The organism is Haloglomus irregulare, from assembly GCF_007421925.1.
Lineage (GTDB): Archaea > Halobacteriota > Halobacteria > Halobacteriales > Haloarculaceae > Haloglomus > Haloglomus irregulare.
On record NZ_QMDX01000009.1, the window covers coordinates 27,864 to 50,919 of the forward strand.

Sequence of the window (23,056 nt, forward strand, 5' to 3'; positions counted from 1 at the left end):
GAAACACCCAAACAACCGACTACTCCCGTTCGGGCCAGTCGGCGGGGGCGTCGTGTTCCCCATCCGGGTCGGGACCCAGCGCCGCGCCGCGGTCCGGTGGGTTCCAGTCGGTGGTGAGGTCGAGCAGCGTGCGGACGATGAAGCCGGTCAGCCCCCAGACGACGTGGTCGTCGACGCGGAAAAAGGGGAGGCGGGCGGTCCCCCGGTCGGGGTGCGAGCGGGTCTCGTTCTCGTAGACGCCGGGCGCCGTCAGCTCCGAGACGGGGATGAGGGCGACGCTGGCGACCTCGCGCTCGTCGGGGTCGTACGTGCGGTCGGGGACGCGGGCCACGAACGGGCGGACGACGTGACCGTAGGGGCCGGGCAGGTCGTCCAGCGGACCGACGACATCGGCGGTCATCGGGGCGAGACCGATCTCCTCGTCCGCCTCTCGGAGCGCGGTCGTCTCCAGGTCACCGTCGTCGGCCTCGTAGCCGCCGCCGGGGAAGCTCATCTCGCCGGCGTGGGTCCGCATGTCGGCGGCGCGCTCGGTGAACAGGAGGTGGTGGCCGTCCCGGCGCTCGATGACCGGGACGAGGACGCCGGCCCACTCGCTCCGGTCGGTGCCGGTCACCTCGCGGGGGCGGTGGGTCCCGACGGCGTCGAGGCCGAGTCGGTCGACGTGGGGCGGGCCCGCGTCGCCCGTGCCGTCAGTCATCGTCCACCTCCGCGAAGAAGTCCAGCAGGGCGTCGTTGAGCGGCCGCGAGGCCTCGACGTGAGCGAGCCGCCGCCCGGCGACGGCCTCGAACCGGCCCCGCGGGAGGTCGGCGGCGAGGGACTCGACGGCGGCCCGGTCGACGACGGGGTCGTCGGTCCCGCGGCAGACGACGGCCGGCGTCGTCGCCTCGTACAGCGGTTCGGGCTCGTAGTCGAGCCAGGCGTCGACCTGGGCGTGCCGGACCCGCGGCGGGGCGTCCTCGGCGCGGCGCCAGTCGACGACCCGGTCCAGTAGCGACGGGTCGGCATCGCGGAACGCGCCGGAGAACAGCGCGGGCAGGGTCGCCCGGACGGCGGCCGCGTCGGCGGCGCCGGGGTAACAGCGTGCCAGCCCTGCCTCGTCGACGGCGTCGCCGGGGGCAGTCCCGACGAGGGTGAGCGAGCGGACGCCCCGCTCGCGGGTGTAACGGAGCGCGACGGCGCCGCCGAGGCCGAAGCCGACCAGATGCGCGGGTTTGGCGTCGGCGGCTGCCAGCACCGCCCCCAGATCGGCCGCCAGCCGGTCCACGTCGTAGGGGCCGTCGGCGTCCGGGTCGCCGGTCCCCCGGTGGTCGTAGGTGACCACGCGGCGCCGCCCGGCCAGCGGCTCGTGCTGCCAGCCCCAGGCCCACGCCCCGTAGCCGGCGTCGTTGACGAGCGCGACCGGCGGTTCCGCCCCCTCGCCTGCGACTGCGTACCGGAGTTCGGTCCCGTCGTCGGCGGTTGCGGTCGGCACACTCCGGTCTGGGGCGGGTCGGCACATACGGTTTGCGGGGCCCCGCCGCGCCGGGACCGACGGGTCGGATTCTTGAGTCGTCGCCCCGAACCGGGGGTATGCGACCGACGGACGTCGCCGCCGACATCGACCTCGACGGAACGGCGTATCTGAACTGGGGGGCCAGCGGCCCCTCGCCCGAGCGGGTGCTCGCGGCCGCCCGCGAGGAGCAGCGCCGCCACGAGCGCCACGCCCACTCGACCGCCGACCCGTACGAGTACGCGAGCGAGGCGTTCGCGGCGACCCGCGAGGCGGTCGCCGGACTCCTCGACACCGTGCCCGAGCGGATCGCCCTGACGGATTCGACCGCCGACGGCATCAGCCGCGTCGCCAACGCCATCGACTGGGCCGAGGGCGACGTCGTCGTCCGGACGGACCTGGAGCACCCGGCCGGGGAACTCCCCTGGGACCGCCTCCGCGAGGAGGGCGTCCGGGTCCGGGAGGTGGCCTGCCCGGGGGGGCGTTTCGACCGCGACTCGTACCGCGAGGCCGTCGACGGGGCGCGGCTGGTCTGTTTCAACGGCATCTCATGGTACCACGGCACCCACCTCGACGTCGGGTGGGCGACGGAGGTGGCCCACGACGCCGGCGCCGAGGTGCTGGTCGATGCGGTCCAGTCGCCGGGGCAGGCCCCGCTCCCGGTCGAGGACTGGGGCGCCGACTTCGTCGTCGGGGCCGGCCACAAGTGGCTCGCCGGCGTCTGGGGCGCCGGCTTCTGCTACGTTCGGGACCCCGAGCGGTGGCGCCCCGGCCACCTGGGCTACTACGCCGTCGACGACTACGATGCCGACGACCAGCCGGCGTACCACGCCGACGCCCGTCGGTTCGAGGTCGGCACCAACTCGCTGGCGCCGTACGCGGCGCTTCGCGAGGCCGTCGCGGTCCACCACGAGGTCGGACCCGAGGCCATCCGGGAGCGCCAGCGCGGCCTCGTCGAGCGGCTGGTCGACGGTCTCGGCGACCGGCTGGTCTCCCCCCGCGACCCCGAATCCGGACTGGTGACGTTCGACTGCGGCGACGAGACCGCCGCGACGGACCTGGTCGAGCGGACCCGCGAGGCCGGTGTCGTCGTCCGGTCGGTCCCCCGCGACGGCTGGGTGCGGGCCTCGGTCCACGCGTTCAACACCGAGCGCGACGTCGAGCGGCTGGCCGAACTGCTGTAGCCGCTCGGCATCCGCGGCGTGGCGCGAGGTTTAACCGCGGGACCGACCCACTACCGACATGAGCGATTCGGAGCGACGCGACGACCGTGGGTTCTGCCCGCGCTGTGGCGACCCCATCGAGCGGCCGCCCGGGGTCGACCTGCCGGGCGCGCCCGGCGACGCGGACGCGGTGCTGTGCGACGGCTGCTACTTCGAGGACTTCGACCTGGTCGACGCGCCCGAGCGCGTGGAGGTGCAGGTCTGCTCGGACTGTGGCGCGGTCCAGCGGGGCAACCGGTGGGTGGATGTCGGCGCCCGGGACTACACCGACGTGGCCATCGAGGAGGTGACGGACGCGCTGGGCGTCCACGTCGACGCCCGCGGCGTCGAGTGGGTCGTCGACCCCGAGCAGGTCGACGAGAACACCATCCGGATGCACACCATGTTCACCGGCGTCATCCGGGGGACGCCCGTCGAGGAGGAGGTCACCGTCCCCGTCTACATCTCCCGGGGGACCTGCAACCGCTGTGGCCGCATCGCCGGCGACTACTGGGAGGCACTGGTACAGATCCGGGCCACCGACCGCACGCCGACCGACGAGGAGTGCGAGCGGGCCGTCGAGATCGCCGAGTCCTACATCGCCGAGCGCGAGGCGAAGGGCGACCGGAACGCGTTCATCACGTCGGTCGGCCGGACGGAGGGCGGGGTGAACCTGAAGATCAGCGCCAACCAGATGGGCGAGGCCATCGCCCACCGCGTCGTCCGCGAGTTCGGCGGCGAGGTGTCGGCGGCCGAGACCCTCGCGACGGAGGACAGCGACGGCAACGAACTCTACCGCGTCACGTTCGTCGCGCGCCTGCCGCCGTACACCCCCGGCGACGTTATCGACCCGGCCGACGACGAGGGGCCCGTGCTCGTGCGGAGCGCCCACGGCAACCTGAAGGGGGTCCGCCTGACGACCGGCGAGCGCTACGAGGCGGCCTACGAGGAGGGTATCGACCCCGACGCCCGGCGGCTCGGCACCCGCGACGACGGCCAGCGCACCACGGTCGTGGCCGTCGAGGACGAGCATGCCGTGCAGGTGCTCGACCCGGAGACGTTCGAGGCCCGCACCATCGCCCGGCCCGACTACATGGACCCCGACGCCGACGAGGTGCCCGTGCTCCGGTCCCGGGCCGGGCTGCACGTCCTGCCCGACCGCGACGGGACGGCCGACGACGGGGCGGACGATGGCTGAGACGGCCGACGACCCCCGCGATACCCCCGGGCTGGCGGCGCTCGTCCCGAAACCAGCCGCCGAGCGTGCCGAGCGCGAGCTGTCGGCGCTCGGCGTCTACGACGAGACCCGCGGCATCGAGGCGTACGACGAGACCCGCGTGGCGCTGCCCGTGACCGGGACCGACCCCGCCGACCGCGAGGGGACCGTCGAGGCCGTCGCCGCGGTCGAGTCCGTCGTCGCGCACGCGCTCCCCTCGCGCGACCGGACGCTGGCCGACCGCCCGCGGGCCCGCGGCTGGAACGAGGCCGACATCGCCCGTGTCCCGGGCTCGTGGGCCGTCATCGGCACCGTCCTGCTGGCGGATTTCGACGGCTGCCCGCGGCCCGAAGTCGTCGCCGACGCGCTGCTGGAGCTCCACGGCGAGGCCGACACCGTGCTCGACCGCGGCCCCGTCGTGGGTCGGACCCGCGACCCCGACGTCCGGGTGCTCGCGGGCACGGGCGACACGGAGACGGTCCACACGGAGCACGGGACCCGCTACGCGCTCGACCTGTCGGTGACGATGTTCTCGCCCGGCAACAAGGCCGAGCGCGCCCGGATGGGCGAGGTGGCCGGCGCCGACGAGCGTGTCTTCGACATGTTCGCCGGCGTCGGCTACTTCGCGCTCCCGATGGCTCGGGCCGGCGCCACGGTCGTCGCCGCCGAACTCGACCCCGCGACCTACCGCTACCTCGTCGAGAACGCCGTCCTCAACGACGTGACCGACCGGTTCCGTGCCGTCCGAGCCGACTGTGCCGACGTCGACCTGGCCCCCGTCGACCGCGCCGTGATGGGCCACTACGACGCGCACGAGCGGCTCCCGGCCGCCGTCGCGGCGCTGCGCCCCGGCGGCCACCTGCACATGCACGAGGCGACCCCCGAAGCCGACCTGCCGGACCACCCCGTCGGGCGAGTCGAGGCCGCGGCGGCGGACGCCGGACGCTCCTGTGAGGTGCTGGACGTCCGCGAGGTCAAGAGCCACGCAGAGGGCGTCCAGCACGTCGTCGTGGACGCGATTATCGGATAGTTCTCCAACCTACCGGGATGTTCCACGATCGGACGTAATATTCGCCGTATTACCCACCTGAGACGGGTTCCCTGCACTACTCCCGCGACTGGCATACGACGACGGGACCGTCTCCGAAGCCCTCGCCTCCGGCCGGGTAGCGGGCGGTCGGCAGGAGACGCGCGAGCGCGGGGCGGTGTTGGGGGTGCCCTGCTCCGCTGGGACCATCATACGCGAACGTCCGGGGCGACAGGCACGGGGCGGGCCTGGGAGCGGGCGGGGGCTCTCGAGGGCTGTCCGTCGGCGTCGGCGGGGGAACGACGCCGAGCGATCCCGCTCCGGGCGACCCTCACCCCCCATCCACGAGGGCACGGGCGGCCAACAGCGCGTTGGACGTGCGCTCCATCACACGCCGGTAGGAGTAGGACAGCCACTCCGTCCCGTGCGGAGCGTACTGGTAGACCGGGACCTCCGCGGCCAGATCCGTCTGCGCTGCCTCGGACGCCCATGAGCATCCGGCCCTCGTACGAACTGCCGTACCAGTCTGGGGGCCGCGAGCGGGGTCGTGGCTGCCGACGGCGACGCCCTCGTCGAACGAGCGGAACGCCTGCTCCAGCAGGTCGCGGTACGCCCCGTCGACCCGGCGCTTCTCGCGGTGGGCCACCTCGTGCGGTGGTTCGTACGCACCCTCCACCAGCCACACCGTGCCGGGGAGGGCGGCCAGCCGGTCGGGACCGTCCGGCGTCCGCCTCACGTCGACCTGCGGGCAGAGCCCCATGCCGTGGTGGTCGGCGACGAGGTCGCAGAGGGCGGCGTGGTGTCGACCCGGATGAACGCGCCCCGGCGGCCGGCGTGGGCGGCGATGTCGCCCAGGTTCCTCCGGAGGAGTCCGGTCCGACGTCCAGATCCGAGCGGACGATATCGTCCTCTGAGCGTGGCCCCACATGTGGCTGTTTCCGTCCGATAAACTTCATGACGCGATACCAAACTGCGGGCGGATGGACGTTGAGACTACAGCGGGATCAGCGGGGCTGTGATACGTGAATCTGACCGATTCGGCCAGGGGTACTGCCCCGGATGGCCCTCCAGGCGGCTACTCTCGTTACACATCCAACTACATGGACGGGTTTTCGGGACCTCCAGCAGCGTAGCCACTCAGACGGCACGCCAACCCGAACAGAGTTCCTCACTGCCTGATTCAACTTTCCTTCTTCAGCAGTGTCAGCGTGTTGTCCGCTGTAATCACCGGTGAGTGCTCATACTCGCCGGCCAATCCGGTTTGGACGAGGAGACCGACAGCGCGCCAAATCGAGTACAGCAGACATGCGAACGCGAAACACAAGAGTCGCAGCCCGAAATCCTCCGACGTCGCCGCCGGTATGAACCGTTTGATCGACCTGTTCCCCTCTCGATTTCCCACCGGCAGCCGTACCCCGTGAGATGTCCGCTCCCCCGATCGGTCATGAACACCGAATACTGCCGGTGATCGTCGTGCTCGGAGTCCCCTTTCCGGTGGTAGATCAGGGTCGTCTCGTGCCACTCATTCTTGCCCGGATTGAGTTCGCGGTCGGTCTCGTATCGGTCCTGATTCCGCTGGAGCAACCGCTCGGCCTTGGCCTTCTCGCTGGTCTGCATCCGTTTCGGGACGACGTAGGAGAGCCCACGCTGGCTGACCATCCCCAGGACATGCTGGCTATCGAACTCCCGATCCATTCGCACATTATCGACGTGAACGAGGTCCTCAGCCGAATCCAGCAACTCCTTGAGGATCTCCTTGCGTGACTCGCCTTTCCCCACGGGGCGAGCATCGGGGACGAGCGGAACAGCGTTACCGACCAACTGGACTGTGGCCCACTGGCAGGCGTACTCGTCGGTGTTCTCCTTCTTCCGATGATCTCGTCCTCGTGGCCCGTACGGTCGCCCCTGAAGGGGTCAGCTTCGGTGATGTCGATCGCGACGATGCCTGCGCGAGGGACCTCCCCCGCCTTTGCGACCTTGCCGATGAGTTGCCGGATCGCCCGTCGATACATCGCTCGAACCTCCGGTATCGAGAGGTCACGCAGGTGGTCGCGGTGAGCCTGTCCGAGTGGTGTCCGCTCCCGTGTTGACTCGTAGATGAAGCTGCGAGCGCCCTCGTTGGCGGCCAAGTTCTCACGCAGTCCGAGATAAGTTTGTAAACCCCAGTAGGCGTTCTCGTGAATCTCACACCCGTTACCACGGTCTAGCGAAAACGCCGGGAAGACAACGCGGCTGACCTGTTCTATGATCGTCTCTGCCCTGCCCAAGATGCGTTGCTCGTTCGGTGCCGAATCCTCGACGTCGCTGTCCCGGTAACAGAGCTTCTGCTCAGGGTCGCGTGGAACCGAGACATCTGCATTCTGGGCTTTAATGAGAAGAGTCCGGGCAGTTGTCTCCACCGTCTCACGAAGGTCGGCGGTGAACCGGGTGTTCCAACTGCGCCACAGCGTCGACTGATCTGGAACCGTCTCTAACCCCAACTGATCGCATACGACTGGCGCGTTTCCCAGATAATCAACGAGGGCCGTTTCGTGCTCCCAGCCGTGGAGTTCCTTCAGTACAAACATCCGAAAGAGTGTGTCCATCTCGTAGCGGGTTGAGCCCTCGTAGCGGTCGTGGACATTGAATTGGAAGTACGCCATGGGAAGTGAACAGACGAGCTGCTCAACCGAGTCGTGACTCTTGTGACCGAACCACGTCTCCGAGACCGTCCGAACATCCGATTCTAGTCCGGCAAGCGACGTCCGATCATACAACGGCGACGTATCGTAGACTGGCCAGTTGGCGTACGGTCGTTGCGCGATGTCTCGGAAAACAGCTCGGCGAGACTCAAGAGTCGGAGCCATCAACAGACGCTGGATAGGGCACGCTCAAGAACGCATCCACATCTTTAGATACGCCGACGTACGGACTACAGGACTCTGTAACCGTTCTGTACGAGACCCGCATATAGTTTTCCACGGAGCGCCTCGTCTGGTTTGTACCGACCAACTACCTCAACTGCCTGCCACAGCTCCGGGTGGAAGAGTCCGCTGAGAGCGCTCGTTCCTCTATTTTGGGGTTGCACGGGTTGCTGTCGCCTTGAACGACGCGACGATGTGACGACCCGACTCGAGTTGGAGCCGCTCTCGACTGTCTTCAGTTACAAGAGCATACAGAGGGTCTTCGGCCCCTACATCGACAGAAACCAGCGAAATCGCGTCACCGCGGTCGATACTGAGTACGCACCCGTCGAATCGGTTTCGGGCACTCGTTGCGCTCTCCGTCGGCGTCTCAGCCGGATCGTGTAGCGTTACCGTATCAGCACGAAGACTCACCTGCACCGTGTCAGTATCGACCGGGACAATTGCCCGTACATTTCCAGCAGCGGTCGTTACAGTTCCGAGTTCGCCAGTCCGCGTCACGACGGTCCCGTCTAATACTGCTTCGGTGGTTTCCGCAACCGACGAGTATCCCGTACAAAGCCGCTCAAATCGGGAGAGTAACTCGTATGCATTTTCAGTGAGCGTGCTTCCGCCACCACCAGATCCTCCGCGCTGTCGTTCGACCAGCGTCCCGAAAGCTTCCTCCAGTACAGTTATGCGCTGGTGCGAGCGGGAGTACGACCGGCCGAGTTCGTCAGCAGCCTTATGAATCGATCCGATCTCGTCTACAGCTTCGAGGAGTGACACGTCCTGCTGTGTGAATTCCACACTATCTGCCCGAAGCTGTGCGTCGAAGCTCGCGTCCATACCGGGTCAAGATGGGCAGGGAGCAAAACAGTTATGCCGGTATCGAAATAACGCCGATGTATCGATGACAGAACATCGTACACGACGTGCGTTCCTCGCGAGTAGTGCAACAGCAGCGGCCATCGGTCTCGCCGGTTGTACCGGTGACGGCGGTAGCGATGGCGGTGGCAGCGGTGACGGCGGTAGCGATGGCGGTGGGGACAGTGGAACCCCGACAAGCACGCCGATGTCGGACTCCATGACCATCTTCCACGCCGGATCGCTCGCGCCGCCGTTCTCGGCTGCCGAACCGCAGTTCGAGGAGGAGTTCGACGTCGACGTGAACCGAGAAGCTAAGGGATCCGTGGCCTCGACACAGAAAATCACCCAGCAGGGTCGGTCAGCCGACGTGCTCGGTACCTCCGACTTCCGGCTCATCCGCAACCGGGTACTCCCCGACTACGGCGACTGGTACGCCATCTTCACGACGAATTCGATGTCGATCCAGTACCGAGAGGACTCCCCCGGGGCAGACGACATCTCGGCCGACAACTGGTGGGACGTGCTCTCGCGGGACGGCGTCACCATCGGGCATTCGGACCCTGCGGTCGACCCCGGCGGCTATCGCGCGGTGATGACGCTACAGTTGGGCGCCGAGGAGTTCCAGGGCGAGCGGCTCTACGACGAGGGAACGCTTGACGCCCTGATGAGCAACACGACCGTCCCAACGGGCACCGAGACGAACCTTGAGGGCCAACTCGAGTCTGGCGAGCTCGACTACGTGCTGTACTACCAGTCCATCTCGGCCACCTCCGGGCTGCCGTACGTCGACCTCCAGCCGGAGGTTGACCTCTCGCAGGCGACGAGTGAGTACGCACAGCACTACGCCAAGGCAGAGGTCGAGACCGACAGCGGCACCTTCACCGGTGCACCGATCGCCTATGGTCTGACCGTTCCGAGCGTTGCCGAGGCCCCTGGCCGCGGCGCACAGTGGATCGAGTATTTCGCCACCGAGCCGGGTCGGGCGATCCTCGAAGAACAGGGCCTCGTTCCTGTTGATCCCATCGTCGTTCCCGCGAGTTCGGAGGACGCCGTCCCCGACAACGTGATGGAAGTCGCCAGCGCACAGAGTTCTCTCGGGCCACTGGAGCTCTAGTGGGGTCTGTCGCCATTTCATCGATATTTATGCACAACGTGCCCCGCTTCACAGACCATGGCAACGGAGACTGAACGCCGGTTCGAGATCGCCGCAGTCGGGCGGACACCACTAGTCGTGGCGTTCGTCGTCGTCCAAGCGCTGGCATTCGCCGCTGCGTACTCGGTCGGCCAGCCGACCTGGTACGCCTACTTCATCGTGGGCAGCACGGCCGTCACCGCGTACGCGCTCGACGGCACCTCATTCACCGTGGCGACAGCGACCGCCGGTAGTCTCCTCATGGTCGCTTTGGGGCTGCCCCTGTTCATGTTCGTCGCACGGCAGACGCCTGCACTCGTGATCGAGAAGGCACTGGATCCAGACGTCCACCGCGTACTCTATCTCGGTGTGTATGGTCCACTGTTAGCGGCCCTGCTCAGCCTCCTGTTTGGTGTCCCACTGGCACACCTGCTGGCAAAAGGGTTCTCAGGTCAGCCACTCGTCGAGAGTCTCGTCGATCTCCCGCTTGTCGTTCCCCACTCTGTCGCAGGTATTATTATCCTGTTCGGCTTTGGGAAGGGCGGCGCTTTCCCGCAGTTCTCGGTCCTCGGAACGATGGTTGGACTGGTGTTGGCGATGGCGTTCGTCTCGGCCCCGTACGCGGTCAACGCCAGCCGCGAGGCGTTCGAGGCCATCGATGACCGTCTTGAGTACGCCTCTCGCATCCACGGTGCTAACAACTGGGAGACGTTCCGGCGAGTGACCGGCCCGCTCGCTGTCCGCGGCATGATCACCGGCGGCGTGCTCGCGTGGGCCCGCGCCGTCTCCGAGTTCGGTGCCGTCGCGGTGGTTGCTTACTCCGTGGAGTTCTTCTACCCGTTCGCCGGTGGGACGGTGACCGCCCAACACGCGCCCGTCTTCGTGTACAACACGTACCTCCAGGGAGGACTCGAGGAGAGTGGGGCGGTCGCGTTCCTGCTCCTGGCCGTCTCAGCCGTCATCTTCCTCCTCGTCCGCTACCTGACCGACGATGGCACAGCAGGAGGGATGCCGTGACCCGGCTTACTGCCGACATCCGCTCGACGTTTACCGCCGACGGTGCGGAACCGTTCACCGTCGATGCCGCACTCGAGGTCGAGTCCAACGAGACCTGCGTTGTGCTCGGTCCGAGTGGGAGCGGCAAGACGCTGCTGTTAGAGACGATCGCCGGCTTCCACGAGCACACCGGGGTAGTGACGGCGAACGGAACGGATATCACGGGGCAACCGCCGGAGGAGCGGGGGTTCGGCTTCGTGTTCCAAGATTACGCGCTCTTCCCGCATATGACCGTCCGAGAGAACGTCGAGTACGGCACCCGGTACCGGGAATCGTCGCGTGATGCCGCCGAGCTGCTCGCTGAACTCGGTGTAGCCCATCTCTCGGAGCGAAACCCGCCGACGCTGTCGGGCGGAGAGAAACAGCGGGTCGCCCTCGCCCGAGCGCTCGCGATTCGCCCCTCTGTGATGCTGCTCGACGAACCGCTGGCAGCACTCGACGTCCCGACACAACAGGCCCTGCGAGACGATCTCGTCGATGTACTTGCCGACGTGACCGCGGTATACGTGACGCACAACCGCACGACGGCCCGCGCTGTCGCCGACCGGATCGTCGTGATGCAGGACGGGCGGGTCGTTCAGCGTGGCACGCCCGAGGACGTGTTCGAACGGCCCGCTTCGCCGATGGTCGCCCGGTTCACCGGGGCGAACGTTATCGACCTCTCGGCGGCGCCCTCGCTACGCCGTATTCTCGATGACGACATCGGGTCCCAGGCACGCTCCGACGGGAGCGGTCGGGGGCCAGTCGATCGCGACAGCGGTACCGACGCGGCGGACCACGTCGCCATCAGACCGGAGGCGATCACCCTCAACGACGCTGACGGGGATCTGTCTGCGACCGTCGAGCGCGTCGTGCGCGAGGACGCAACGAGCCGCGTGACGCTCGCGTTCGACGACGTCACTGTTGAAGCGTTCGCCACCTCGCCACCGGTCGTGGGCACAGAAGTCGCTCTGTCGTTCCCGCGCGATCGCCTCCATCCCTGTTAGCGGCGCGCCCATTCGGCTCGGTAGCCCGTTCAGCCGTTCGTTTCACCCGGTTTGACCGGGCGATGCCAGCGGCATCCGTGTTCGATGTATTGAGAACAGTAGTGGGAGTCACACCCACTGCCGTCGTATCGTGGTCATGTGCGCTACCGGCTGAGTCGATGGACTATACGGCACTCACATCGGTACATCGGACTGTCGTTCGGAGGAAGCACTCGTTTCACAGTTCTGCCGATATCCCAGGAATTGAGGCCGAGAAATCCGACTTTTCGGCCACAATGGGTATCTCTCCGTCGTGCACGTTTAGACGCTGTGGCACTCAGTGCACGCAACAAACTCACCGGCACCGTCAGGTCCGTAGAAGAGAGCGAGATTATGCCAGAATCGTGATAGAGCTTGGCGACGGACAGATCATCACCTCCACGATTACGCGCGGATCAGCCGAGCGACTAGAACTGACCGAAGATGACGAAGTGGTGCCGTGATCAACCCCAGCGAAGTGCTGGTAAACAAGGACTGAGACGGTTTCACCTGCTTGTAGCGAGTCACTCCGATTTAGAGACCCATTACTGACCTATCAGCTCACATCGGCTGAATGACGGAGCGTCCTCGAGTGCAAATACCGAGGGCGGCGATTCCGGGAGCGTTCAACGGAGAATGAGAGTTCTTCCCTATGAACTGGTTCAGAACCGTATGTATCGAGATGGCCAGCCTCACCTTCTGTCGGGCGGACGCCCGCCGGCGCGTGTGGACGCCCCGTCCCGTGTGCCGTCTGCGGCTCTCGGGGCCGGCGGGTGCACGCGACCCCGCCGGAGCATGGCCCGCCCCGCCGCCGACGGGGATGCACCGACGCACGGTGCTCCCGTCTCGCTCCGGGTGTGGCCGCCGGACGGGCCCCATCGCGACGAACCCCGGCGGTTAAGCCCCGAGCGGCCGCACGACCGTCATGTCGCTGCTCGGAACGACGCTCGGCGCGCTGTGGGCGATGCTCCCCGCCTACGTCCCGAACAACGCCGCCGTGCTGTTCGGGGGCGGCGAGCCCATCGACGGTGGCCGCGAGTGGGGCGGTCGCCGTCTCCTCGGCGACGGGAAGACCTGGCGCGGGACCGCCGCCGGCATCACCGCGGGCGCACTCCTGGCGGGGGCGCTCAACCTGGTCCGCGGGCGCGCGGGCGAGGCCCTCGGCACCCCGGCGACGGGCGCGGACGCGCTCCCGTCGTTCCCGCCGCTCGCGGCGGTGACCCTCCCGGCGGGCGCGATGCTGGGGGATATCCTCGCGAGCTTCCTGAAGCGCCGAGCCGGCCGGGACCGCGGGGCCTCGTTCCCGGTGCTTGACCAGTTGGACTTCGTCGCCGTCGCGCTGGGCCTGACCGTGCTGGCCGTCCCGGACTGGTTCGAGGAGACGTTCACACCTGCCCGACTGCTGGTCGTGGCCGTCCTCACCCCCGCGCTCCATCTCGCCACCAACGGCGCGGCCTACCTGCTCGGGCTGAAGGAGGAGCCCTGGTGAGGACGAAACGACCGACGGAGCGGCCGTGATCGGGCCGCTTCGACCGGTGGCGGCCGCTGTCCAAGCCCGAGCGGTTCCGGGCTCGGGCGGGTAGTGACGTCGCGACGCCGGTCCCCGGTGGCGGTTCGGTCCGACATCGCATGGATACGGACGTCCCAGGGACCGTCATCTACGGGGCCATATACAAACCTGTCCGGCCCAAGTGGTAGTACGGCTATACATGCAGGCCAACTTCGCGACGGTCGGGAACCTCGTCGACTTGCTCACGTACCTCGCCGAGGAGATCAGTGCGGGGTTCGACCAGTGGGACGACCGGTACGCCAAGGGGCCGAGTCTCTACTTCCTGGTCGTCTCGGAGGTCCGGATCGACGCCTTCGCCGACCCGCTCGGCTCCAACCGGTGGCCGGTCGAGACCGCCCGGATACTCCCCGAGGAGTTCACCGCCGCGGTGGAGGCCGCCTCCGAGGTCGCCTTCGACAGGGACGGGGCGGTCGTCGTCGCGGCCGACGGAACGGTACAGGAGCAGATGGTCCGGGTCCGGTCGGCGCCAGACGAGACGACGGCGAGAGCGACGTACGCCGACTGGATGAGCGCGAAACACCTGAGCGCGCTGGAGGTGTCGACCCGCACCGAGGTACTGGCGGCAGTCACGCTCAGCGAGGAGGACGGCCGCGTGACGGTGTTCAACGACGGTCAGTACGAGAACCGCCGCCGCGACGAACTCGGCGGCCGCTGGCCCGCCGCCGACCCCGCGCCGTCGATCGGCGCCGACCACCAGCCGGCGGGGGAGCGATGAGCGACTCCAGAGACCCGGGCGACGTGACCGGGACGCTGACCGGTGACCCGCTCGCCATTGTCCACTCCCGGACCGACGAGATAATGAGCCGACTGCTGGACGTCGCCGAGAGCCTCAGCATCGGGTTCGACCGCTGGGACGAGCAACACGTGAGCGGCCCCAGTCTCTACTTCATCGTCGTCGCGGACGTCGACTACGGCCCGTACGCCGACCCGCTCGGGGAGAACACGTGGCCGACCGACGTCTGCCGGTCGGTACACGACGGGGGAACGTCGCTCGTCGGGGCGGCCAGCGAGGTCGCCTTCTCCTGTGACGGCGCGATCGTCGTGACGGTCGACGGGACCATCCAGGAGCAGATGGTCCGGGTGAAGAGCCCGAGCGTCGGGACGTCCGAGCGGAGCGATGCCATCGAGTACGCCGACTGGATGGGGACGAAGCATCTGAGTGCCGCCGAGATATCCACCCGTGAGGGGGTCCTGGCGGCGGTCACGGTCAGCGAGGAGAACGGTCGCGTGACCGTGTTCCAGCAGGGACAGTACGACGACCGCCAGCGCGACGAGCTGGGCGGTCGCTGGCGCGCCGGCCGGGGTGAGTGAGCGTGCACGAGGAGGAGATGGCATCGGATGCGTCGGAGTTCTGGGAACGCCGTCGGGACCTCCGCCCGTCGTCGGACGCGGGCGACGGCGAGGGTGCGTGGCGACTCGTCCTGCTCGTCGACATCACCGACCCGCTGACCGAATCTGCCGGAGGCCAGGTCGTAGACAGGCTCGGGCAGTTCGACTGCTTCAGTGGGTCCGACGCCAGCGCGCTTCACCTCACGGTGAAACTGTTCGACATCCCGGTGGCCCCTTCGACGACCGAGGTCGCCGGCTCCGGGCCGGCCGTCCAACGCGTCGACGCGGTCGTCTCGGACGTCGTCTCGGACCGTGACCCGTTCGAGGCGGCGTTCACCCGACTCAACCTCTTTCCGGACGTGGTCTACAGTGAGGTCGCCGATGCCGGGCTGCTGGGCGAGATGAACCGCGCGCTGTGCGACCACGCCGGGATCGCGACACTCGACCGCGACGGGGACGGGTTCATTCCACATCTGACGCTGGGCCACTTCGCGGGCGACTCGGACTACGACGAACTGGTCGACTTCCTCGAGGCCAACCGGGAGGTCCGACTCCCGACGCTGACGGTGACGGAACTCGCCCTGGTCGCGTACGAGGTCGGCGGCCACCCGCCGGCGTACGACCGTCTCGAGACCTACGAGCTGTGACCGGCTGACGACCGTCCCGGCCACACGGCCCGAGACGACGCCGGCCGCGGCCCTCGTGCCACGCCGGGCGCGGGACGGGTGAACCGAGCCCGGGCGCACGCGGCTCCGGGCCCCGCGAACTCCGCGCCGCGGATTCGGTATCGCGATATGCGGTTTACCCGACCGCGCGCCCCGGCAGACGTCCTCGCGACCCGACAGCGGTTTCACGCCCGCTCGCGGAGGGGAGGACATGCCAGAGACACCCGTCCGGCTCGCGACCCGCGGCTCGGACCTGGCGCTCCGCCAGGCCGCCGCCGTCGCCGAGCGGCTGGAGGACCGCCACACGGAGGTCGAACTCGTCGAGGTGGAGACCGAGGGCGACCGGATCCGCGACGAGCTCATCCACCGGCTGGGCAAGACCGGCGCCTTCGTCCGCGCGCTCGACGAGCGCGTCATCGAGGGCGAGGTCGACGCCGCCGTCCACTCGATGAAGGACGTCCCCACGGACTTCCCGGAGGCCCTCGTCGTCGCGGGCGTCCCCGAGCGCGCCCCTGCGAACGACCTGCTGCTCACCCCGGGCGGTCGCTCGCTGTCGGCGCTCCCCGAGGACGCCACCGTCGGCACCTCTAGCCTCCGCCGGCAGGCCCAGCTCCTGGACGAGCGGCCGGACCTCGACGTCCAGCCGCTCCGCGGGAACGTGGACACGCGGGTCGAGAAGCTGCTCGCGACGAGCGTCGGCGCCGAGCACGAGCGCCGGGTCATCGCCGACGGCGAGCTCGACTCGCCGTCTGCAAGCGGGACGGAGTCCCGCCCTGCCGAGGAGGACCGGGACGAGACGTTCGACCAGCCGGTCGAGGACTGGCTCGACTCCCTCTCGGTCGTCGAGCAGGACGCCCTGGCGCGCTACCCGGTCGACCCGGCGTACGACGCCATCGTGCTCGCCGAGGCCGGACTCGACCGGATGGGCCTACTGCACCACGTCCCGCACCAGCGGCTCGACCCCGCGACGTTCGTCCCGGCACCCGGCCAGGGTGCCATCGCGGTGACCGCGCCCGATACCGACGCCGAGCGGTTCCGCGCGGCGCTCGACCACTCGCGGACCCGCGTCGAGACGACCGTCGAACGGACCGTGCTGACGGAACTCGGGGGGGGCTGCGTGGCGCCGCTTGGGGTCCACGCGACGCTCCGCGGGGAGTACGTCCACGTCGTCGCGCGGGTGCTGGACCGGGCGGGCGACGAGACCATCCGCGAGACTGCCGACCTGCCCGCCCGCGACCACGCCGACGCAGCCCGAGAGTTCGCGGCGGGACTCGCCGACCGCGGGGGCGCCGACCTCGTCGCCGAGGCGCGCCGGACCGCTGCGGAACACGAGGAGACGGAGGGGGCGCGATGAGCGGGGCCGACGACGCCGACGCGGCGGACGGGGCCGACGGCATGGTCTACCTCGTCGGGAGCGGCCCCGGCGACCCCGAGTTGCTGACGCTGAAGGCCCGCCGGCTCGTCGAGGAGGCCGACGTCGTCCTCCACGACAAGCTCCCGGGCCCGGAGATCCTGGGCTCCATCCCCGAGGCCAAGCGCGAGGACGTCGGCAAGCGCGCCGGCGGCGACCGCACCTCCCAGGAGTACACCAACGACCGGCTCGTCGAACTCGCCCGGGAGGGGAGGACGGTCGTCCGGCTGAAGGGCGGCGACCCGTTCGTGTTCGGCCGCGGCGGCGAGGAGGCCGAGCATCTCGTCGCTCACGGCATCCCCTTCGAGTACGTCCCCGGCGTGACCAGCCCCATCGCCGGCCCGGGCGTCGCGGGCATCCCCGTCACCCACCGGGACCACACCTCCAGCGTCTCCTTCGTGACGGGTCACGAGGACCCGACCAAGCCGGAGTCGATGGTCGAGTGGGAGGCGCTCGCGGCGACCGGCGGCACCATCGTCGTCCTGATGGGCGTCGGCAAACTGCCCGACTACACCGCGGCCCTGCGCGACGCGGGGCTGGCGGGCGACACGCCGGTCGCCCTGATCGAGCGGGCGACCTGGCCCGACCAGCGCGTCGCCACGGGCACGCTCGACACCATCGTCGACGTGCGCGACCGCGAGGGCATCGAGCCGCCCGCAATCACCGTCATCGGCGGCGTCGCCGGGGCCCGAGAGCGAGTGGAGGCGTTCCTCGCGAACGAACTCGGGGGATACGAGGACGGATGACCGAGCGGAGCGACGCCGCCGGAGCGAGCGAGAACGCCCGCGCTGCCGGCCGTCACGCCGGTCGCCGCGGCGTGGCCGACACGTGGTGGACTCGCTCCCGTAAACCGGTGAGGACGATACCGAACGCGACCCGGGCGCCCGGCGACTCGGGGGTGACCGCGAGATGAGGATCGCCGTCTTCCGGCCGGACGACGGCCGTGCAGCGGCTGCGGCGTCGGTGCTGGAGGCTCTGGGCGCCGAACCGGTCGTCGACCCGATGCTGGCGGTCGAGCCGACCGGCACCGTGCCACGGACGGACGCCGACTACGCCGTGTTCACCAGTACCTCCGGCGTCGAGCTGCTGGCCGCGGCGAACTGGCCGGCCGGCGAGACGGTCGTCTGTGCCATCGGCTCCTCCACCGCAGCGGCGCTGCGCGAGGCCGGTTACACAGTGGACGTGGTCCCCGACGACTACTCCTCGGCCGGGCTGGTCGCCGCGCTCGCCGACCGGGTGGACGGCGCCCGCGTGGAGGTCGCCCGCTCGGACCACGGCAGCGACGTGCTGCCCGACGGGCTGGTCGACGCCGGCGCGTACGTCCACGAGACGACCCTCTACCGGCTGGTCCGGCCCGCTGGCGCCGGCTCGTCGACCGACCTCGCGGCCCGCGGCCAGCTGGCGGGGGCCTGCTTCACCGCCTCGATGACCGTCGAGAACTTCCTCGCCGCCGCCGACGAGCGGGGCATCCGCGCCCCGGCGGTCGCCGGACTCAACGACGCGGTGGTCGGCTGTATCGGCGAGCCGACGCGCGAGCGCGCCGAGCGCGCCGGCATCGACGTCGACGTGGTGCCCGAGGTGGCGGCGTTCGAGGCGCTCGCCGAGGCCGTCGTTGAGCGGGCGCGCGGGCCGTGACCGGCGGCGGTCAGCGGTTCGGCGGCCAGTCGGCCGCGAGGTCGAACCCGCCGGGCGTGTGACCGCCCCGCCCCAGCGCGCGCTCGTGGTAGGTCGCGAGGGCGTCGCGGAAGTCAGGGTGTGCCACGTCCAGCATCGCGGCCATCCGCTCGCGGGGTGACCGGCCGCGCAGGTCCGCGACCCCCTGGTCGGTGACGACGACGTCCACGTCGTGCTCCGTGTGGTCGACGTGGGCCACGCGGGGGACGACCCGGGAGAGCGCGCCACCGTCGGCGGTCGAGGGGAGCGCCGCCACCGAGAGCAGCGCGTTCCGGAAGAAGTCCCCCGACCCGCCGATGCCGCCGACGAGGTCGGTCCCGATGTGAGTGGAGTTCACCTGGCCGGTCAGGTCCACCTCCACGGCGCCGTTGACCGCCACCACGCCGAACGAATCCACCAGCCCGGGGTCGTTGGAGACGTCGGCCGGCCGGAGGACGATGGCCTCGGCGTAGCGGTCGAGGTCGGCGAACAGCCGGGCCTGCCCCTCGTCGGAGAGGGCGAGCGAGGTGGCGCTGGCGGCCCCGAGGAGCCCGTCGTCGATGGCATCCAGCACGCCGTCCTGCAGCACCTCGCCGAAGTAGGCGACGTCGCGGTCGCCCAGCTCGACCGACTCGAGCGCCGAGACGACGGCGTTCCCGACGCTCCCCACCCCGAACTGGAGGTTGAGCGCGTCGTCGAACGCGGGGTTCCGGTCGAGCTCCGCGTCGAGGAAGCCCGCGAGTTCGCTCGCCAGCGCCCGGTCGGCGGCGGTCGGCTCGCGGAAGTCGTAGGTCGTGTCCGCCCGGTCGGTCCGGACGACGGCGGCCAGCGCGTCGGGGTCGAAGCCGATCCGCGACGAGCCCAGTCGGTCGTCGACCGCGTCGAGCGAGAGCGGCGTCCGGTCGGGCGGGGCCGCCCGAACGAGCAGGTCGTGGAGCGCCTCCAGGCCGCGGGGCTGGGCCGCGTTCACCTCGACCACGAGGCGGTCGGCAGCGGCCACGAGCGCCGGCGTCGAGCCGACGGAGGTGGTGGGGACCAGCCAGTCCGGGCCGACCGCGACCGCCTCGACGACGGCCCAGTCCGGCGACGGCAGGCCGCCGAAGCGGACCTCGTCGGCGACGGCCGCGACGTGGCTGTCGTGGAAGGCCACCGTCCCGTCGTTGACCGCCTCCCGACAGGGCGCCCGGGCGGTGAACGGGTGGCGCCGGGCGAGCGCGCCGGCCGCGACCAGTGCCTCGTCGATCTCCGGGCCGACGCTCCCGCCGCTGATGACCGTCAGGTCGAGGTCGGGGGTGGAGCGGTCGGCCAGCGCCTCGGGCACGAGCTTCGGGTAGCCGACGCTGCCGAACCCGGAGACGCCGAGCACGGCCCCGGGGTCGATGCGTGCGGCCGCCGCCGCGGCGGACTGGACGGGGAGTTCCCCCACCAGCCGTCCGTCGCTGTCCGCTGCCATGGCGCGGGTTTCGGCGGGCGGGTAGCTCAAGCTTGCGTCTCCCGGCTCGTCGTCACCCGGTCACTGCCGTCGCCGGACGGCGACGGGGACGTCGCCGGCAGGCTGGGTGGACATGCGGGGCGCCAGTTCGAGCGGCTCCTCGGGCGTCAGCTCGAACCGCGAGCAGAGCATCGCCAGGACGAGCTTCGCCTCCAGCAGCGCGAACCGCCGCCCGATGCAGGTGCGGGGCCCGGCCCCGAACGGGACGTAGGCGTACCCCTTCGACTCGGGGCTGGCGTCGCGCCAGCGCTCCGGGCGGAACGCGTCGGGGTCGTCGTAGAATCGGCCGTCGCGGTGGACGCTGTGGAGCGCGAGGTGGGTCTGCGTGTCGGCGGGGACCTGGTGGCCGAGGAGATCCACGTCGCGCGTCGTCCGGCGCGGGATGGTGTGCGCGGGCGGGTACAGCCGCAGCCCCTCCCGGAGGACCCGCTCGACGGCCGGGAGGTCGCCGGCGTCGGCGAGGGTCGGCCTCGCCCCGCCGAGTTCGTCCACCTCGGCGTGGACCCGCTCGCGGACCGACGGGTGTCGGCCGAGCTCGTACAGCGTGAACGTGAGCGCCAGCGCGGTCGTCTCGTGGCCGGCGAACAGGAAGGTGACCAGCTGGTCGAGGGCGTCCCCGCGGTCCATCGGGACGTCCGGGTCGGCGACGAGCCCGGCCAGCGCCGACGCCAGGTCCTCGCCCCGGCGGTCCGGGTCGGCACGCTCGTCCAGCAGCGTCCCCAGTTCGCGCCGCAGGCGCTCGTCGGCGCGGGCGAACCGGCGCCGCGACGGCAACGGCACCCACTGTGGGAGCGCGATGGAGGCCGGGGTGAAGTAGCCGTTCAGGTCGGCGGCGGCCGCCCGGAGGTCGGGCGCCTCGCCCGGGGCCAGCGACCGGCCCAGCAGCGTCTCGAACATGATTTCGAGCGTGAGCGCCGTCATCTCGCCGTGGAGCGAGCGCCGGTCGCCGTCGGCCCAGCGGCCCAACCGCCGCTCGGTCACCCGGCACATCGTCCCGGCGTACGACCGGACCCGCTCGGGGTAGAAGAACTCCTCCAGTAGCCCCCGCCGTGTCGCCCACGCCTCGCCGTCGACCGCCAGCAGCCCGTCGCCGAAGACGAACGACAGCACGTCGCCCTTGGCGAACGCCGCCCGCTCGGCCTCCAGAACCCGCTCGAACGCCGCCGGATGTGTCAGATAGCAGATCTCCCCCAGCCCCAGCGCCTCCGCCACGAACACGTCGCCGCAGGCCCGCCGGGCCTTGCGGACGAACCCGAACCGGTCACGGGCCATCCCGACTGTGTGCCCCAGCACCGGCAGTCCCGACGGCCGCGGCGGGGCCAACCCGGCTCCCGGCGGCGGTGCGTTCTCGACCATGGCCGCCCTTCGTGTGCGACCCGGAAAACCATACGCCGTGACGGGGTCCCGACCACCCCTCGCGATGGCCGCCCGGCGGCGGGAACCGGGCCGTTGCTACCGGGAATACGTGCTCTGTTCCGTGTATGTGTGCGGAACACGCCGGATACGGGGAAGATGTGCGAGAAACGCGCGCCGGAACCGCGATATCGTCGACCGTTCAGAACGGCGCCTCGGGCCCCTCGTCGGAGTCCGACGAGGAGGACTCCCCGGGGAAGGAGGGGCTCATGCCGCTGCCGCCGCCGGCGCCGCCGGCCATCCCCTCGTTGCCGCCCATCCCGGTCTCGGCGTGGACGGTACTGATCTCGGTAATCTCCTTCGTCATGCGGGACTTGATGGCCTGGATGGTCATCGGGGAGATGCCACAGCCCGAACAGGCGCCGCCCAGCATGATGGTGACGGAGCCCTCCTCGCGGTCGAGGTCCTGGATGGCGGCGCTGCCGCCGTGCATCTGGATCTGCGGGAAGTTGCGGCGGAGGAAGTTGCTGATCCGCTCGCGGAGCTCGTCCTCGGCGTCGCCGTCCTCGCTCTGGGTACTCATGATATACCGTTGACGACGACGGCGCTTAGACCTTTGGTTGCCGCCCACGGCGGTGCCCGCCGAGACCACCCCGTGGTGTGCCGGTTGGCCGAATGTTTAGGTGATGACGGCCTCATGGACATCCGTGTCTGGTGCCGATCCGCCCCGCGGGGACGGGACGACCGCTGACGAGGAGACGATGTACGGGTGGCGCGTCCGGTCCGTCCGGCGCGCGCTGGCCAAGCGCGACCTGTCGGAGGGCGAGCTCACCGTCGAGGACCTGACGGCGCTGGGCCATCTCGACCAGTACCACTACTTCGGGCCCGCGGCCTGCGACGAGGCGGCGCACGTGCTCGGGGTCGACGACGCCACGGCGACCGGCGACCACCCGCCGCGCCGCGTGCTCGACGTCGGCAGCGGCGTCGGCGGCCCGGCCCGCTATCTGGCCGCCACGACGGGCTGTGCGGTCCACGGCGTGGAGCTGCGCCAGGAACTCGTGTCGCTGGCGCGCGAGCTCACCGAGCGCGCCGGGCTGGCCGACCGCGTCCGCTACACGGTCGGCGACGCCGCTGCCGTCGACCTGCCCGCGGACGGCTACGACCACGCCATCGCGTGGCTGGTGCTGCTCCACCTGTCCGACCGGGGGCCCGCGCTCGAACGGATGCGCCGGGCGGTCCGCCCCGGCGGGACCGTCCTCGTCGAGGACTTCACGCTCGGCGACCCGACGCCGGCCCAGGAACGCGCGCTCCGGGAGGTGGTCGACGCGCCGAACGTGGTCGAGCGGACGGCGCTCGCCGACGAGTTCCGCGCGGCCGGCTTCACCGACGTGCTGACCTGCGACCTGACCGACGCCTGGACGGCCTGGACGGACGCGCGCTACGACCGGTTCCGCGAGCGCCGCGCCGAGTTCGCCGCCGTCCACGGCAGCGAAACCTACGAGTCACGGGCCTCCTTCTACCGGACGGTCCGGGACCTGTTCGCCGACGGCGCCGTCGAGGGGGTCCGCGTCACGGCGCGGGTTCCGCCGACGACGGGCACCGCCGCTGCCGAGCCGCTCCCGCTCCGGGACCGCGCGGACTCGCGGCTCGGGGAGCGCGACCTGACGGGCATCCTCGAGGGAGCGCGAGCGAACTGACGACGCG

At 70.0% G+C, this 23,056-nt stretch carries 22 protein-coding genes and 1 pseudogene; 15 read left to right on the plus strand and 8 right to left on the minus strand.

The window, feature by feature from the left end; all coding sequences use genetic code 11:
* Positions 1 to 19: 19 nt before the first annotated feature.
* On the minus strand, positions 20 to 697 hold the full coding sequence (locus DP107_RS13275) for an NUDIX hydrolase (RefSeq protein WP_144262636.1): 678 nt from the start codon (positions 695 to 697) through the stop codon (positions 20 to 22).
* Complete coding sequence (locus DP107_RS13280; RefSeq protein WP_144262637.1) at positions 690 to 1,472, minus strand: alpha/beta fold hydrolase; 783 nt, start codon at positions 1,470 to 1,472, stop codon at positions 690 to 692. Before DP107_RS13280 ends, DP107_RS13275 begins: the two co-directional genes overlap by 8 nt.
* A gap of 98 nt (positions 1,473 to 1,570) precedes the next feature.
* On the opposite strand from DP107_RS13280, the gene DP107_RS13285 reads away from it, so the two are divergent.
* Genes DP107_RS13285 through DP107_RS13295 form a run of 3 tightly spaced genes read left to right on the plus strand, consistent with a single transcriptional unit; the run spans position 1,571 to position 4,938 of the window.
* Positions 1,571 to 2,674 (plus strand): aminotransferase class V-fold PLP-dependent enzyme, encoded by a 1,104-nt coding sequence (locus DP107_RS13285; protein WP_144262638.1) that lies wholly within the window; start codon positions 1,571 to 1,573, stop codon positions 2,672 to 2,674.
* 58 nt (positions 2,675 to 2,732) lie between these two features.
* Entirely contained in the window at positions 2,733 to 3,890 is a 1,158-nt protein-coding gene (locus tag DP107_RS13290; protein ID WP_144262639.1) for a 60S ribosomal export protein NMD3, read from the plus strand.
* The gene (locus tag DP107_RS13295) at positions 3,883 to 4,938 is read left to right on the plus strand and encodes a class I SAM-dependent methyltransferase (protein WP_144262640.1); all 1,056 of its coding nucleotides are present in this window, start codon (positions 3,883 to 3,885) and stop codon (positions 4,936 to 4,938) included. Before DP107_RS13290 ends, DP107_RS13295 begins: the two co-directional genes overlap by 8 nt.
* 328 nt (positions 4,939 to 5,266) lie before the next feature.
* Here the strand turns inward: DP107_RS13295 and DP107_RS13300 are convergent, their stop codons facing one another.
* The 3 genes and pseudogenes from DP107_RS13300 to DP107_RS13310 form a co-directional block, all read right to left on the minus strand.
* Entirely contained in the window at positions 5,267 to 5,695 is a 429-nt protein-coding gene (locus DP107_RS13300) for a hypothetical protein (RefSeq protein ID WP_144262641.1), read from the minus strand.
* A 420-nt stretch (positions 5,696 to 6,115) separates the two neighbouring features.
* Positions 6,116 to 7,781: pseudogene (locus tag DP107_RS13305) on the minus strand (transposase).
* 204 nt (positions 7,782 to 7,985) lie between these two features.
* The gene (locus tag DP107_RS13310; protein ID WP_144262642.1) at positions 7,986 to 8,666 is read right to left on the minus strand and encodes a TOBE domain-containing protein; all 681 of its coding nucleotides are present in this window, start codon (positions 8,664 to 8,666) and stop codon (positions 7,986 to 7,988) included.
* A gap of 64 nt (positions 8,667 to 8,730) precedes the next feature.
* On the opposite strand from DP107_RS13310, the gene DP107_RS13315 reads away from it, so the two are divergent.
* From DP107_RS13315 to DP107_RS13365, 11 genes are all read left to right on the plus strand, one after another.
* The gene (locus DP107_RS13315) at positions 8,731 to 9,801 is read left to right on the plus strand and encodes an extracellular solute-binding protein (protein WP_144262643.1); all 1,071 of its coding nucleotides are present in this window, start codon (positions 8,731 to 8,733) and stop codon (positions 9,799 to 9,801) included.
* A gap of 57 nt (positions 9,802 to 9,858) precedes the next feature.
* Positions 9,859 to 10,836, plus strand: coding sequence for an ABC transporter permease (locus DP107_RS13320; RefSeq protein ID WP_144262644.1), 978 nt, complete (start codon positions 9,859 to 9,861; stop codon positions 10,834 to 10,836).
* On the plus strand, positions 10,833 to 11,861 hold the full coding sequence (locus DP107_RS13325; protein ID WP_144262645.1) for an ABC transporter ATP-binding protein: 1,029 nt from the start codon (positions 10,833 to 10,835) through the stop codon (positions 11,859 to 11,861). Before DP107_RS13320 ends, DP107_RS13325 begins: the two co-directional genes overlap by 4 nt.
* Before the next feature lie 275 nt (positions 11,862 to 12,136).
* Entirely contained in the window at positions 12,137 to 12,343 is a 207-nt protein-coding gene (locus DP107_RS13330) for a TOBE domain-containing protein (RefSeq protein ID WP_238330883.1), read from the plus strand.
* Positions 12,344 to 12,804: 461 nt separating this feature from the next.
* Entirely contained in the window at positions 12,805 to 13,368 is a 564-nt protein-coding gene (locus DP107_RS13335; RefSeq protein ID WP_144262646.1) for a CDP-2,3-bis-(O-geranylgeranyl)-sn-glycerol synthase, read from the plus strand.
* Positions 13,369 to 13,588: 220 nt separating this feature from the next.
* Positions 13,589 to 14,164: a diadenylate cyclase gene (locus DP107_RS13340; RefSeq protein WP_144262647.1), complete on the plus strand. Its 576-nt coding sequence runs from the start codon at positions 13,589 to 13,591 to the stop codon at positions 14,162 to 14,164.
* 83 nt (positions 14,165 to 14,247) lie between these two features.
* On the plus strand, positions 14,248 to 14,760 hold the full coding sequence (locus DP107_RS13345) for a diadenylate cyclase (protein ID WP_394348547.1): 513 nt from the start codon (positions 14,248 to 14,250) through the stop codon (positions 14,758 to 14,760).
* A 2-nt stretch (positions 14,761 to 14,762) separates the two neighbouring features.
* Positions 14,763 to 15,425: a 2'-5' RNA ligase family protein gene (locus tag DP107_RS13350; protein WP_144262649.1), complete on the plus strand. Its 663-nt coding sequence runs from the start codon at positions 14,763 to 14,765 to the stop codon at positions 15,423 to 15,425.
* A 229-nt stretch (positions 15,426 to 15,654) separates the two neighbouring features.
* A complete protein-coding gene (hemC, locus tag DP107_RS13355) occupies positions 15,655 to 16,797 on the plus strand; it encodes a hydroxymethylbilane synthase (protein WP_144262650.1) in 1,143 nt (380 codons plus the stop codon).
* Positions 16,794 to 17,600: a uroporphyrinogen-III C-methyltransferase gene (gene cobA, locus DP107_RS13360; RefSeq protein WP_144262651.1), complete on the plus strand. Its 807-nt coding sequence runs from the start codon at positions 16,794 to 16,796 to the stop codon at positions 17,598 to 17,600. Before hemC ends, cobA begins: the two co-directional genes overlap by 4 nt.
* Before the next feature lie 163 nt (positions 17,601 to 17,763).
* Positions 17,764 to 18,489: a uroporphyrinogen-III synthase gene (locus DP107_RS13365; RefSeq protein WP_144262652.1), complete on the plus strand. Its 726-nt coding sequence runs from the start codon at positions 17,764 to 17,766 to the stop codon at positions 18,487 to 18,489.
* 10 nt (positions 18,490 to 18,499) lie between these two features.
* On the opposite strand, the gene DP107_RS13370 is transcribed toward DP107_RS13365, so the two are convergent.
* From DP107_RS13370 to DP107_RS13380, 3 genes are all read right to left on the minus strand, one after another.
* Complete coding sequence (locus tag DP107_RS13370; RefSeq protein ID WP_144262653.1) at positions 18,500 to 19,960, minus strand: acetyl-CoA hydrolase/transferase C-terminal domain-containing protein; 1,461 nt, start codon at positions 19,958 to 19,960, stop codon at positions 18,500 to 18,502.
* A gap of 60 nt (positions 19,961 to 20,020) precedes the next feature.
* Complete coding sequence (locus DP107_RS13375) at positions 20,021 to 21,355, minus strand: cytochrome P450 (protein WP_144262654.1); 1,335 nt, start codon at positions 21,353 to 21,355, stop codon at positions 20,021 to 20,023.
* 199 nt (positions 21,356 to 21,554) lie between these two features.
* Positions 21,555 to 21,935, minus strand: coding sequence for a NifU family protein (locus DP107_RS13380; RefSeq protein WP_144262655.1), 381 nt, complete (start codon positions 21,933 to 21,935; stop codon positions 21,555 to 21,557).
* Positions 21,936 to 22,059: 124 nt separating this feature from the next.
* On the opposite strand from DP107_RS13380, the gene DP107_RS13385 reads away from it, so the two are divergent.
* Positions 22,060 to 23,049, plus strand: a complete 990-nt coding sequence (locus tag DP107_RS13385) for a class I SAM-dependent methyltransferase (RefSeq protein WP_185977309.1) — start codon at positions 22,060 to 22,062, stop codon at positions 23,047 to 23,049.
* Positions 23,050 to 23,056: the final 7 nt, after the last annotated feature.

What these genes read in the sequence shown, in the direction of transcription:
- DP107_RS13275 (WP_144262636.1), bottom strand. Translation starts at nt 697, where the DNA reads ATGACTGACGGCACGGGCGACGCGGGCCCGCCCCACGTCGACCGACTC.
- DP107_RS13285 (WP_144262638.1), top strand. Translation starts at nt 1,571, where the DNA reads ATGCGACCGACGGACGTCGCCGCCGACATCGACCTCGACGGAACGGCG.
- DP107_RS13290 (WP_144262639.1), top strand. Translation starts at nt 2,733, where the DNA reads ATGAGCGATTCGGAGCGACGCGACGACCGTGGGTTCTGCCCGCGCTGT.
- DP107_RS13295 (WP_144262640.1), top strand. Translation starts at nt 3,883, where the DNA reads ATGGCTGAGACGGCCGACGACCCCCGCGATACCCCCGGGCTGGCGGCG.
- DP107_RS13300 (WP_144262641.1), bottom strand. Translation starts at nt 5,695, where the DNA reads ATGGGGCTCTGCCCGCAGGTCGACGTGAGGCGGACGCCGGACGGTCCC.
- DP107_RS13310 (WP_144262642.1), bottom strand. Translation starts at nt 8,666, where the DNA reads ATGGACGCGAGCTTCGACGCACAGCTTCGGGCAGATAGTGTGGAATTC.
- DP107_RS13315 (WP_144262643.1), top strand. Translation starts at nt 8,731, where the DNA reads ATGACAGAACATCGTACACGACGTGCGTTCCTCGCGAGTAGTGCAACA.
- DP107_RS13320 (WP_144262644.1), top strand. Translation starts at nt 9,859, where the DNA reads ATGGCAACGGAGACTGAACGCCGGTTCGAGATCGCCGCAGTCGGGCGG.
- DP107_RS13330 (WP_238330883.1), top strand. Translation starts at nt 12,137, where the DNA reads ATGGGTATCTCTCCGTCGTGCACGTTTAGACGCTGTGGCACTCAGTGC.
- DP107_RS13335 (WP_144262646.1), top strand. Translation starts at nt 12,805, where the DNA reads ATGTCGCTGCTCGGAACGACGCTCGGCGCGCTGTGGGCGATGCTCCCC.
- DP107_RS13340 (WP_144262647.1), top strand. Translation starts at nt 13,589, where the DNA reads ATGCAGGCCAACTTCGCGACGGTCGGGAACCTCGTCGACTTGCTCACG.
- DP107_RS13345 (WP_394348547.1), top strand. Translation starts at nt 14,248, where the DNA reads ATGAGCCGACTGCTGGACGTCGCCGAGAGCCTCAGCATCGGGTTCGAC.
- hemC (WP_144262650.1), top strand. Translation starts at nt 15,655, where the DNA reads ATGCCAGAGACACCCGTCCGGCTCGCGACCCGCGGCTCGGACCTGGCG.
- cobA (WP_144262651.1), top strand. Translation starts at nt 16,794, where the DNA reads ATGAGCGGGGCCGACGACGCCGACGCGGCGGACGGGGCCGACGGCATG.
- DP107_RS13365 (WP_144262652.1), top strand. Translation starts at nt 17,764, where the DNA reads ATGAGGATCGCCGTCTTCCGGCCGGACGACGGCCGTGCAGCGGCTGCG.
- DP107_RS13370 (WP_144262653.1), bottom strand. Translation starts at nt 19,960, where the DNA reads ATGGCAGCGGACAGCGACGGACGGCTGGTGGGGGAACTCCCCGTCCAG.
- DP107_RS13375 (WP_144262654.1), bottom strand. Translation starts at nt 21,355, where the DNA reads ATGGTCGAGAACGCACCGCCGCCGGGAGCCGGGTTGGCCCCGCCGCGG.
- DP107_RS13380 (WP_144262655.1), bottom strand. Translation starts at nt 21,935, where the DNA reads ATGAGTACCCAGAGCGAGGACGGCGACGCCGAGGACGAGCTCCGCGAG.